9 protein-coding genes are annotated in these 12,105 nt (G+C 63.8%); all 9 read left to right on the forward strand.

What is annotated here, in order from left to right:
• The first annotated feature begins 105 nt into the window (after positions 1 to 105).
• The gene (locus NKG59_RS23190; protein WP_253541888.1) at positions 106 to 4,818 is read left to right on the forward strand and encodes a glutamate synthase-related protein; all 4,713 of its coding nucleotides are present in this window, start codon (positions 106 to 108) and stop codon (positions 4,816 to 4,818) included.
• A 141-nt stretch (positions 4,819 to 4,959) separates the two neighbouring features.
• Entirely contained in the window at positions 4,960 to 6,423 is a 1,464-nt protein-coding gene (locus tag NKG59_RS23195; RefSeq protein ID WP_253541889.1) for a glutamate synthase subunit beta, read from the forward strand.
• A gap of 174 nt (positions 6,424 to 6,597) precedes the next feature.
• Entirely contained in the window at positions 6,598 to 7,647 is a 1,050-nt protein-coding gene (locus NKG59_RS23200; RefSeq protein WP_420804049.1) for a Bug family tripartite tricarboxylate transporter substrate binding protein, read from the forward strand.
• 269 nt (positions 7,648 to 7,916) lie between these two features.
• Positions 7,917 to 8,750, forward strand: coding sequence for an ABC transporter ATP-binding protein (locus NKG59_RS23205; protein ID WP_253541890.1), 834 nt, complete (start codon positions 7,917 to 7,919; stop codon positions 8,748 to 8,750).
• Positions 8,747 to 9,514: a lipid asymmetry maintenance ABC transporter permease subunit MlaE gene (mlaE, locus tag NKG59_RS23210; RefSeq protein ID WP_253541892.1), complete on the forward strand. Its 768-nt coding sequence runs from the start codon at positions 8,747 to 8,749 to the stop codon at positions 9,512 to 9,514. Before NKG59_RS23205 ends, mlaE begins: the two co-directional genes overlap by 4 nt.
• Positions 9,515 to 9,551: 37 nt before the next feature.
• The gene (gene mlaD / locus NKG59_RS23215; RefSeq protein WP_253541894.1) at positions 9,552 to 10,073 is read left to right on the forward strand and encodes an outer membrane lipid asymmetry maintenance protein MlaD; all 522 of its coding nucleotides are present in this window, start codon (positions 9,552 to 9,554) and stop codon (positions 10,071 to 10,073) included.
• A gap of 3 nt (positions 10,074 to 10,076) precedes the next feature.
• Entirely contained in the window at positions 10,077 to 10,880 is an 804-nt protein-coding gene (locus NKG59_RS23220) for an MlaA family lipoprotein (protein WP_253541896.1), read from the forward strand.
• Positions 10,881 to 11,032: 152 nt separating this feature from the next.
• Complete coding sequence (locus tag NKG59_RS23225) at positions 11,033 to 11,668, forward strand: MlaC/ttg2D family ABC transporter substrate-binding protein (RefSeq protein WP_045203040.1); 636 nt, start codon at positions 11,033 to 11,035, stop codon at positions 11,666 to 11,668.
• A gap of 74 nt (positions 11,669 to 11,742) precedes the next feature.
• On the forward strand, positions 11,743 to 12,054 hold the full coding sequence (locus NKG59_RS23230) for an STAS domain-containing protein (protein ID WP_024977844.1): 312 nt from the start codon (positions 11,743 to 11,745) through the stop codon (positions 12,052 to 12,054).
• Positions 12,055 to 12,105: the final 51 nt, after the last annotated feature.

Genomic DNA, 12,105 nt, shown 5'->3' on the forward strand with positions numbered 1-12,105 from the left:
ACCCCGCATTCATGGTGCGGCGCGCCATTGCTTGTCTGCCACCGCATCCGCACGATCGCGAGGGCCTTCTACGGCGCGCAGTACCCACAACCTCGGAAGATCGCCGTGGAACAACATTCCTTCCCCGCCGCACCGTCGGCCCAGGGTCTGTATGACCCGACCAATGAACATGACGCTTGCGGCGTCGGCTTCGTCGCTCACATCAAGGGCAAGAAGAGCCACGAGATCGTCCAACAGGGTTTGCGCATCCTGCACAACCTCGATCACCGGGGCGCGGTCGGTGCTGACCCGCTGATGGGCGACGGCGCGGGCATCCTGCTGCAGATTCCCGATCAGTTCTTCCGTGAAGAGATGGCGAAGCAGGGCATCAATCTGCCGCCGGCCGGCGAATACGGCGTCGGCATGATCTTCCTGCCGAAGGAACACGCTTCGCGCCTGGCCTGTGAGCAGGAACTCGAGCGCACCGTCCGTCTGGAAGGTCAGGTCGTGCTGGGCTGGCGCGATGTTCCGGTCGACAAGACCATGCCGATGTCGCCGACGGTGCAGAAGACCGAGCCGGTGATCCGCCAGATCTTCATCGGGCGCGGCCGCGACATCATGACGACCGACGCGCTGGAGCGGAAGCTGTACGTGATCCGCAAGACCGCCAGCCACGCGATCCAGGCACTCAAGCTCAAGCACGGCAAGGAATACTTCGTGCCGTCGATGTCGGCGCGCACGATCGTCTACAAGGGCCTGCTCTTGTGCGAGCAGGTGGGCCGCTATTACCAGGACCTGGCAGACCCGCGTACGGTGTCGGCGCTGGCGCTGGTGCACCAGCGTTTTTCGACTAACACGTTCCCGGCCTGGGAGCTGGCGCACCCGTACCGCATGGTTGCGCACAACGGCGAAATCAACACCGTCAAGGGCAACGTCAACTGGATCAACGCGCGTACGGGCGGCATCTCGTCGCCGGTGCTGGGCGATGATCTGCCCAAGCTGTGGCCGCTGATTTATCCGGGCCAGTCGGATACCGCATCGTTCGACAACTGCCTCGAACTGCTGACGATGGCCGGCTACCCGTTGGCCCAGGCGATGATGATGATGATTCCGGAAGCGTGGGAACAGCACACGCTGATGGATGACAACCGCCGCGCGTTCTACGAATACCACGCCGCGATGATGGAGCCGTGGGACGGCCCCGCCGCCATCTGCTTTACCGACGGCCGCCAAATCGGCGCAACGCTTGACCGTAACGGCCTGCGTCCGGCGCGCTATTACGTGACCGATGACGACATGGTCGTGATGGCCTCGGAAGCTGGCGTGCTGCCGATTCCCGAGTCGCGCATCGTCAAGAAGTGGCGTCTGCAGCCGGGCAAGATGTTCCTGATCGACATGGAGCAGGGCCGCATCATCGACGACAAGGAACTCAAGGACAACCTGGCGAACGCCAAGCCGTACAAGAGCTGGATCGATGCTGTGCGCATCAAGCTCGACGAGCTGGACGCGAAGGCCGAAGACGTGGCCGCTGAGACCAAGCCGGCCGCCAAGCTGCTGGACCGCCAGCAGGCCTTCGCCTACACGCAGGAAGACGTCAAGTTCCTGATGACCCCGATGGCCGCCAACGGCGAAGAAGCCGCGGGCTCCATGGGCAACGACAGCCCGCTGGCCGTGCTGTCGTCCAAGAACAAGACGCTTTACAACTACTTCAAGCAACTGTTCGCGCAGGTCACGAACCCGCCGATCGACCCGATCCGCGAAAACGTGGTGATGTCGCTCGTCTCGTTCATCGGGCCGAAGCCGAACCTGCTTGAGCTGAATAACATCAACCCGCCGATGCGTCTTGAAGTGAGCCAGCCCGTGCTGGACTTCAAGGACATGGCGAAGATCCGCAACATCGAGCACTACACCGGCGGCAAGTTCATGGCTTACGAGCTGGACATCTGCTACCCGGTGGCGTGGGGCAAGGAAGGCATCGAAGCGCGCCTGGCCTCGCTGTGCGCCGAGGCCGTCGATGCGGTCAAGTCGGGCTACAACATCCTGATCGTGTCGGATCGCGCGGTCGACGAGAAGCAGGCCGCGATTCCGGCGCTGCTGGCCACGTCCGCCATCCACCATCACCTGGTGGACAAGGGCCTGCGCACGAGCACCGGTCTGGTCGTCGAAACGGGCTCGGCCCGCGAAGTGCACCACTTCGCGCTGCTGGCCGGCTACGGCGCAGAAGCCGTGCACCCGTATCTGGCGATGGAGACCCTCGCCGAATTGGCGCCGGGTCTGGGCCTGACCGCCGAGAAAGCGATCTACAACTTCACCAAGGCGATCGGCAAGGGGCTGCACAAGGTGATGTCCAAGATGGGCATCTCGACGTACATGTCGTACACCGGCGCGCAGATCTTCGAAGCGATTGGTCTGTCGCGTGAGCTGGTCGACAAGTACTTCCAGGGCACCGCATCGAACGTCGGCGGCATCGGCATCTTCGAGGTGGCCGAGGAAGCGCTGCGCCTGCACCGCGACGCCTTTGGCGATGCACCGGTGCTGGCGAACATGCTGGACGCTGGCGGCGAATACGCCTACCGCGTCCGCGGCGAAGAGCACATGTGGACGCCGGATTCGATCGCCAAGCTGCAGCACGCCACGCGCGCGAATTCGTATCAGACGTACAAGGAATACGCGAACCTGATCAACGACCAGAGCAAGCGCCACATGACGCTGCGCGGTCTGTTCGAGTTCAAGGTGGACCCGGCACGCGCGATTCCGCTGGAAGAAGTCGAACCGGCCAAGGATATCGTCAAGCGCTTTGCGACCGGCGCCATGTCGCTGGGTTCGATTTCGACCGAAGCGCACACCACCCTGGCCGTGGCGATGAACCGTATCGGCGGCAAGTCGAACACGGGCGAAGGCGGCGAAGACGAGCGCCGTTACCGCAACGAACTGCGCGGCATTCCCATCAAGCAGGGCACGAAGCTGTCGGACGTGATCGGCCGCGAAGTGGTCGAGCGCGATCTGGAACTGCAGGAAGGCGATTCGCTGCGCTCGAAGATCAAGCAGGTGGCGTCGGGCCGTTTTGGCGTGACGGCTGAGTACCTGGCTTCGGCTGATCAGATCCAGATCAAGATGGCGCAGGGCGCCAAGCCCGGCGAAGGCGGTCAGCTGCCGGGCCACAAGGTGACGGATTACATCGGCAAGCTGCGTTATGCGGTGCCGGGCGTTGGCCTGATCTCGCCGCCGCCGCACCACGACATTTATTCGATCGAAGATCTGGCACAGCTCATCCACGACCTGAAGAACGTGAACCCGCGTTCGGACGTGTCGGTCAAGCTGGTGTCGGAAGTGGGCGTCGGCACGGTGGCCGCAGGTGTTGCCAAGGCCAAGGCCGATCACGTGGTGATCGCGGGCCACGACGGCGGCACCGGCGCTTCGCCCTGGTCGTCGATCAAGCATGCCGGCACGCCGTGGGAACTGGGCCTGGCCGAGACGCAGCAGACGCTGATGCTCAACGGCCTGCGCAACCGCATCCGCGTGCAAGCCGACGGCCAGATGAAGACCGGCCGTGACGTCGCGATTGGCGCGCTGCTGGGCGCGGACGAGTTCGGCTTCGCCACTGCACCGCTGGTGGTCGAGGGTTGCATCATGATGCGCAAGTGCCATCTCAACACCTGCCCGGTGGGTGTGGCGACGCAGGATCCGGTGCTGCGCAAGAAGTTCTCGGGCAAGCCCGAGCACGTGGTGAATTACTTCTTCTTCGTGGCCGAAGAAGTGCGCGAAATCATGGCGCAGTTGGGCATCCGCACGTTCAACGAACTGATCGGCCGCGCGGATCTGCTTGACACGAAGTCCGGCATCGAACACTGGAAGGCCCGCGGCCTGGACTTCGCGCGCATCTTCTATCAGCCGGCCAAGAAGGAGGGCGAGCCGTGCTACCAGGTCGACGTGCAAGACCACGGTCTCGATCGCGCACTGGATCACCAGCTCATCGAGAAGGCCAAGGCTGCGCTGGAAAAGGGCGAGCGCGTGTCGTTCATCCAGCCGGTGCGCAACGTCAACCGCACCGTGGGCGCGATGCTCTCGGGTGAAGTGGCCAAGCGCTACGGCCATGAAGGTCTGCCCGATGACTCGATCCACGTGCAGATGCAGGGCACGGCCGGCCAGTCGTTCGGCGCGTTCCTGGCACACGGCGTAACGCTGGACCTGGTGGGCGACGGCAACGACTACGTGGGCAAGGGCCTGTCGGGCGGCCGCGTGATCGTGCGCCCGCCGCACGAGTTCCGCGGTGAGCCGACCAACAACATCATCGTCGGCAACACCGTGCTGTACGGCGCGCTGGCCGGTGAGGCGTTCTTCAACGGCGTGGCCGGCGAGCGTTTTGCGGTGCGCAACTCCGGCGCCACCACGGTGGTGGAAGGCACGGGCGATCACGGCTGCGAGTACATGACCGGCGGCACCGTCGTCGTGTTGGGTACCACCGGCCGCAACTTCGCGGCAGGCATGTCGGGCGGCGTTGCCTACGTCTATGACGAAGACGGCCTGTTCGACAAGCGCTGCAACACGGCGCAGGTCGCACTGGAATCCGTGCTTTCGGCAGCTGACCAGGAGAAGGCGCATACCCCGTCGACCTGGCACAAGGTGAACGGTGAGCGCGTGCTCGACGAGCACCTGCTTAAGGCGCTGGTGGAAAAGCACTTCCGCTACACCGGCTCCGAGCGTGCCAAGGAGCTGCTGGCCGACTGGAACAACGCCCGTCGCCGCTTCGTCAAGGTCTTCCCGACCGAGTACAAGCGCGCGCTGGCCGAGATGTACGAACGCGAACAGGAAGCCAGCCGCGAACAGATCGCAGCCTGATTCCCGTCGATTTGGCGAGTGGTTGATCCGCGCGATTGGCCATTCGCCGCCACCGAATACAACGCAACCTCACAAGACAGGCTCGACTGCCTGGCTGGCACGACTGTGCCGGCAGAGCAGCATCGGGTCAGGAAGGACACCATGGGCAAGGCGACCGGTTTTCTCGAATTTCCCCGCCAGAACGAGGCATACGAAGCGCCCGAAGCGCGAGTGAAGCATTACAAGGAGTTCGTGTTCGCGCTGGCGGACAACGAAGCCAAGATCCAGGGCGCGCGCTGCATGGATTGCGGCATTCCGTTCTGCAACAACGGCTGCCCCGTCAACAACATCATTCCGGACTTCAACGACCTGGTGTATCGCCAGGACTGGAAGACCGCGATTGAAGTGCTGCACTCGACCAACAACTTTCCCGAGTTCACGGGCCGCATCTGCCCGGCACCGTGCGAAGCGGCTTGCACGTTGGGCATCAACGAACTGCCGGTGGGCATCAAGTCGATCGAGCACGCCATCATCGACAAGGCTTGGAAAGAAGGTTGGGTCGCGCCGCAAGTGCCGAAGCACAAGACTGGCAAGACCGTGGCCGTGGTCGGCTCCGGCCCGGCTGGCATGGCGGCTGCGCAGCAACTGGCACGCGCCGGTCACGATGTGACGCTGTTCGAAAAGAACGACCGCATCGGCGGCCTGCTGCGTTACGGCATTCCCGACTTCAAGCTGGAAAAGGCACAGATCGACCGCCGTATGCAGCAAATGGAAGCCGAAGGCGTGACCTTCCGCACCGGCGTGATGGTGGGCGAGAAGACGGTTCCGGCCGGCATCACCAACGACGCGCGGGAGATGATCGCTGCCGACGACATCCTCAAGCAATTCGACGCCGTTGTGCTGACGGGCGGTTCGGAAGTGCCGCGCGATCTGCCGGTGCCGGGCCGTGATCTGGACGGCGTGCACTACGCGCTGGAATTCCTGATTCCGCAGAACAAGGAAGTGGCCGGCGATGCGCCGAACCCGATCCGCGCCGATGGCAAGCACGTCATCGTGATTGGCGGCGGCGACACGGGCTCGGACTGCGTGGGCACGTCCAACCGCCATGGCGCCGCATCGGTCACGCAGTTCGAACTGCTGCCGCGTCCGCCCGAAGAAGAGAACAAGCCGCTGGTGTGGCCGTACTGGCCGATCAAGCTGCGCACGTCGTCGTCGCATGACGAAGGTTGCGAGCGCGACTGGTCGGTCGCCACCAAGGCGCTTATCGGTGAAAACGGCCGGGTGACTGGCCTCACCGCCGTGCGCCTGGAATGGAAGGACGGCAAGATGGCCGAAGTTGCAGGCAGCGAGTTCACGCTCAAGGCCGATCTCGTGCTGCTGGCGATGGGCTTTACCAATCCGGTTGGCGGCGTGCTGGATGCCTTTGGCGTGACGAAGGATGCGCGCAACAACGCGCGTGCCGCCACCGAAGGCGACAACGCCTACGCCACCAACGTGCCGAAGGTGTTCGCCGCCGGTGACGTGCGCCGCGGCCAGTCGCTCGTCGTGTGGGCCATCCGGGAAGGGCGCCAGGCTGCCCGCTCGGTCGACGCGTTTCTCATGGGCCATTCGGAACTGCCGCGCTGACCACGCGGTTGACCGGATGACTCAGGCCCGCCTTGGCGGGCCTTTTTATTTGTGACGCGCGTGTGATGACTCGAGCGTCATGCCTCATGGTTTACGTCGACATGGTTTACATGAGTGCAGGGCGGACGGGCGGATTTCTAGAATGAGATCTCCCCGTGATCCCCAACCTGCCTCATGCGACCTCGTGCCCGCAATGTGCGTGCAGATGTGCCCCACGCGCCGGATGTGCCGCATATGCCGGACCGGCAGCGGCGGCTGGCGCTTGCGTGGCTGGGTGTGCTGCCGGCAATGCTGACGTCGCCCGCGCATGCATTGCTGCAAGGGTATCCCTCACAACCGCTGCGTCTGGTCGTGCCCGCAGCGGAAGGCAGCGCGTTTGACGCGCTTGCCCGGGCACTGGCGACGCAATTGCAACAGCAGGTCGGCCGCGACGTGGGTGTCGAAGATCGCCCCGCAGCCAATGGCATGGCCGCCGGCGAGGCCGTGGCCCGCGCGCCGTCCGATGGCCATACGTTGCTGCTTCAACAGACCACGTTTGTCGCCCAGCCCGCGCTGGAACCGGCGTCGTATGACCCGCTGCGCGATTTTCAGCCAGTGGCGATGGTGGCCACGCTGCCGCTGTTTCTCGCCGTCGATGCGCGCTTGCCGATCTACTCCATCACTGATCTGCTTGCGCAGGCGCGCGGCGAGTCCGTCACGGTCAATTGCGGCTCGGATATCGTCGGCACGTGGTCGCATCTCGTCGCCGAGCAGTTTGTGCGCGACTACGCTTTCCATGCGCCGCATGTGGCCGTTCGCGGTGAAGCCGGGCTCGTGCAGCAGATTCTGGCTGGACGCATGACGACGTGTTTCGCCTGCTATCCGAGCGTGGCGGCAGCTGCAGCCAATGGCCAGTTACGGTTGCTCGGGGTGACCGGCGGGGCTCGCTCCCGTTTCGCGCCCGCTGTGCCGACGCTGCGCGAAGGCGGTCTCGCCGGATTCGATCGCAGCGCCTGGATCGGCACCTTCATGCCGGCGCGCACCCCCCGGCTTCTGTCGATGCGCGCGGCGGCAGAGCTGCGTCGCGCCGTCGCTTCCGGTGATGTCCCCGCTACGTTGCGCGCCGGCGGCTTCGAGCCGGAATGGGATGCCCCCGACACATTTGCCCAGGCCGTGCGCCGTGATGCCGCGCACTGGCAGGGGGTGATTCGCCAAGCCGATCTACGGCTCGATAGCGGCGAATAGACCACTTCCGCTGCCGGTCTGCAGCGCCAGCTCAACTTCGCAGGCGCACCACTTTCAGCAACCCGCAAGGCCCGAAAACCCGCGGCGCGGCGAACAAGCCACACTAACTGTCGGTAAGCAAGGCGTGGCTGACGGGCTACGCGGGTTTCCACCTATAATGGCGGGCCGCGCGAAGCCGCCTTTTTTTGGCGAGCCCGCGGAAGCCAAGACAACGAGATGCGGCAGCATGAAGCCGCCAACCTGCCGAGCCCTCTGCACCGATCTCCACCGTGTCCACCCAGCCTTCCAACGCCGTTGTCGAACTCGATCAGGTCGATTTCGCCTATCAGCCAGGCGCGCGGCGCATCCTGTCCGGCCTGTGCATGCGCGTGCCCAAGGGCAAAGTGGTGGCCGTCATGGGTGGCTCGGGTTGCGGCAAGACGACGATTCTCCGATTGATTGGCGGCCAGGTGGCTGCTGCTGCCGGTACTGTGCGCGTACACGGCCAGGACATCGGCGCCATGGACAAGCGTGAGCTGTACGCCGCACGCCGCCAGATGGGCATGCTGTTCCAGTTCGGGGCGCTGTTTACCGATCTGTCCGTGTTCGACAATGTGGCATTTCCACTGCGCGAACATACCGAACTGCCCGAACTGCTCATCCGCGATCTGGTGCTGATGAAGCTCAACGCCGTCGGCCTGCGCGGTGCGCGCGACCTGATGCCCTCAGAGATTTCCGGTGGTATGGCGCGGCGCGTGGCATTGGCGCGGGCGATCGCGCTGGATCCGTCGCTCCTCCTCTACGACGAGCCGTTCGCCGGGCTGGACCCGATCTCGCTGGGCCTGACCGCCTCGCTCATCCGCAAGCTGAACGACGCGCTGGGCGCGACCAGCATCATCGTCTCGCACGACGTGCAGGAGACGTTCCACATCGCCGATTACGTCTACTTCATTGCCAACGGTAGCATTGCCGCGCAGGGCACGCCGGCTGAGCTCACCGCGTCGACCGATCCGTTCGTGCGCCAGTTCGTGCACGGCGAGGCGGACGGCCCCGTGCCGTTCCACTATCCCGGGGCGCCGCTGGCCGATGACTTCGGTCTGGGCAAGAGCGGAGGTGCACGATGATCTCCGCCATCGGCCGCTTTGTTCTGACGCTGATCAGCCGCTTCGGCTATGCAGCGCGCACGTTGATTTCGCTCATTGGCGCCTCTGGCGACGTGCTGCGTCGCCCACGCCTGGTGATCGAGCAACTGCGCTTCGTCGGCAATGATTCGTTCATCATCATTGCCGTATCGGGGCTGTTTGTTGGCTTCGTGCTTGGCTTGCAGGGATACAACACACTTAACCGATACGGCTCCGAGCAGGCTCTGGGCTTGCTGGTGGCGCTGTCGCTGGTGCGCGAACTGGGGCCCGTGGTGACGGCACTGCTGTTTGCCGGTCGCGCCGGTACCTCGCTCACGGCCGAGATTGGCCTGATGAAAGCCGGCGAGCAACTGATCGCCATGGAAATGATGGCCGTGGATCCGCTGGCCCGCGTGCTGGCGCCGCGCTTCTGGGCGGGCTTCATCGCCATGCCGCTGCTGGCGGCGATTTTCAGTGCGGTCGGTATTCTGGGCGGATACTTTGTCGGGGTCGGGCTGATTGGCGTAGACCCTGGCGCGTTCTGGTCGCAGATGCAAGCCGGCGTGGATGTCATGGACGACGTGCTCAACGGCGTCATCAAAAGTGTCGTGTTTGGCGTGGCGGTCACCTTCATTGCGCTGTATCAGGGCTATGAGGCCAAGGCCACGCCGGAAGGCGTCTCGCGCGCGACTACCCGGACGGTGGTGATCGCGTCGCTCACCGTACTGGCGCTGGATTTCGTGCTCACGGCACTGATGTTCAGCTGAGCCGCCGGTTGTCGTTAGCGTTCAACGAGAAAAGATCATGCGTAAAAGCGTCCTCGATTTCTGGGTCGGCCTGTTCGTTCTGGTGGGCATCATTGCGCTGCTATTCCTGGCGCTCAAGGCGGGCAATATGAGTTCGGTCTCGTTTGCCAAGACTTACCAGGTGAAAGCGGCCTTCGACAATATCGGCGGGTTGAAGGTGCGGGCTCCGGTCAAGAGTTCGGGGGTAGTCGTCGGCCGTGTGTCGCAGATCCTCTTCGACGACAAGAGCTACCAGGCAATCGCTGTGCTCGATATGGATCAGCGTTATCAGTTTCCGAAAGACAGTTCGGCCAAGGTCCTGACCTCGGGTCTGCTGGGTGAGCAATACATCGGTATCGAGCCGGGCGGCGACTCGGCCATGCTTGCCAGCGGCAGCAAGATCACGATGACGCAGTCGGCGGTGGTGCTGGAAAACCTGATCAGCCAGTTCCTTTACAGCAAGGCCGCGGATGCAGGTGCCGGCAGCGCTAATGGCAGTGCCGGCGGAGCCAAGCCGGCCGAGGGCAGTGGGAGCAAATAAACCATGAAAACAACAACATCCATCCGTACACTGCGCGGCTTTGCGCTGGCCGTGGCTGCAAGCGCCTCGCTGCTGGCCGGCTGTGCCACCGGGCCGAATGCCAATCCGGCCGATCCGATCGAGCCGTTCAACCGCGAAGTCTTCCGCATCAATGAGGACCTCGACAAGGGCGTGCTGAAGCCGGTTGCGCAAACGTATGTCGATGTGGTGCCGTCGCCGGCGCGCACGGCGGTGTCGAACTTCTTCTCGAACGCGGGCGATGTCTATTCGGCCGTCAACAACCTGCTGCAGTTGAAGGGCACGGCCGCGCTGGAAGACACCATGCGTGTGGCGATCAATACGGTGCTGGGTCTGGGTGGTCTGATCGACATCGCGTCGGACGCCGGTCTGCCCAAGCACAAGGAAGACTTCGGCCAGACACTGGGTGTGTGGGGTGTGCCGTCGGGTCCGTACGTCGTCTGGCCGTTGCTCGGCCCGAGCACCGCGCGTGACACCGTGGGGTTCCTGGTGGACTGGCAGATGGATCCACTCACGTACTGGCACGACAGCGCGGTCACCTACTCGCTGGCCGCGCTGCGCGTAGTTGACGTGCGCGCGAACCTGCTTGGGGCCAGCAATGTGCTCGAACAGGCCGCTGTCGACAAGTACACCTTCCTGCGCGATGCCTATCTGCAGCGCCGCCGCTACCTGATCTATGACGGCAACCTGCCGGAAGATCAGGACAACAAGACATCGCCGGATGCCGGTGACGCCACGGTCTCACCGTACCAGCGCTTCACCCCCAACTGGCCGGTGTTCCGTCGCTGATCGGTACACGTAACAAGGTCGCCTCAAAGGTGACAAGGCGTAAAACTGGCCGGCCCGCACGAACTTGCCTGCGGGCGGTCTGTTCTAATCGCCAACAAGATTGCGGCAAATGCGCTGCAAGCGACCCGAAAATCACACTATAAGGACGCGATATGTTGAAGAAGCTTCTCCGCTCCCTGTTCGCCGGTCTCACGCTGACAGCTGCCGTGGCAGCCGCGCCGGTCCACGCTCAGGAAGCGGATGCACAGGCCACCGTCAAGACGGCTGTGGACGACGTGCTCACCACCATCAAGGGCGATCCGGAGCTGCGTGGCGGAAACATGACCAAGGTGTACCAGCTCGTCGACCAGAAGATCGTGCCGCGCGCCGATTTCAAGCGCACCACGCAGATCGCCATGGGCCGCTTCTGGAACCAGGCATCGCCGGAGCAACAGCAGCAGATTCAGGAAAGCTTCAAAACGTTGCTGATCCGCACTTACGCCGGCGCGCTGTCGAACGTGAAGAATCAAACCGTTTCGTACAAGCCGTTCCGTGCGGCCGCCGATGACACCGACGTGGTGGTGCGTTCGACCGTGAACAACAACGGCGAGCCGGTGGCCCTGGACTACCGTCTGGAAAAGACGGCCGGTGGCTGGAAGGTGTACGACATCAATATCAGCGGCCTGTGGCTGTCGGAAACGTACAAGAACCAGTTTGCCGATGTCATCAGCAAGCGGGGCGGTGTGGCCGGGCTGGTGAGCTTCCTGAACGAGCGCAACACGCAGCTCGAGAAGGCTCCGGCAAAGTAAGCAGCCTTCCGGTAGAATCGACACAGCGGTCAACTCTGGCCGCTGTTTCTTTTTCTGACGCATCCACTTTCACCATGTTGACCTTGTCCGGCCCGCTGACTCACCGCGAAGCGCCGCGCGTTCTGCGCGAGGGCGAGGCTCAGCTCGGCCAAGCGCGCGAAGCCGGCATTGCCGCGCTGCATGTCGATTGCGCTGGCTTGTCACAGGTCGATTCGTCTGCGCTGGCGGTGCTCCTGTCGTGGCAGCGCACGGCACAGGATGCCGGTATCGCGCTCGATATCGCAGGCGCTCCGCAAGCGCTGTCCAACCTCGCCACGCTGTACGGCGTGGAGTCTTTGCTGGCCGTCGCGCCGGCGCCCGCAGCCGACCATCACGCTCGACATTGAGGCGGCGTCCGGTGCGGGCGCGGGGTGATTGCCCCGAACCCGTCATCGCGA

This window comes from Ralstonia chuxiongensis (genome assembly GCF_024158925.1).
GTDB classification, from domain to species: domain Bacteria; phylum Pseudomonadota; class Gammaproteobacteria; order Burkholderiales; family Burkholderiaceae; genus Ralstonia; species Ralstonia chuxiongensis.

Excerpts from the sequence above, each read along its gene's own strand:
- NKG59_RS23220 (WP_253541896.1), top strand. The coding sequence starts at position 10,077 with ATGAAAACAACAACATCCATCCGTACACTGCGCGGCTTTGCGCTGGCC.
- NKG59_RS23200 (WP_420804049.1), top strand. The coding sequence starts at position 6,598 with ATGCGACCTCGTGCCCGCAATGTGCGTGCAGATGTGCCCCACGCGCCG.
- NKG59_RS23195 (WP_253541889.1), top strand. The coding sequence starts at position 4,960 with ATGGGCAAGGCGACCGGTTTTCTCGAATTTCCCCGCCAGAACGAGGCA.
- mlaD (WP_253541894.1), top strand. The coding sequence starts at position 9,552 with ATGCGTAAAAGCGTCCTCGATTTCTGGGTCGGCCTGTTCGTTCTGGTG.
- NKG59_RS23230 (WP_024977844.1), top strand. The coding sequence starts at position 11,743 with ATGTTGACCTTGTCCGGCCCGCTGACTCACCGCGAAGCGCCGCGCGTT.
- mlaE (WP_253541892.1), top strand. The coding sequence starts at position 8,747 with ATGATCTCCGCCATCGGCCGCTTTGTTCTGACGCTGATCAGCCGCTTC.
- NKG59_RS23225 (WP_045203040.1), top strand. The coding sequence starts at position 11,033 with ATGTTGAAGAAGCTTCTCCGCTCCCTGTTCGCCGGTCTCACGCTGACA.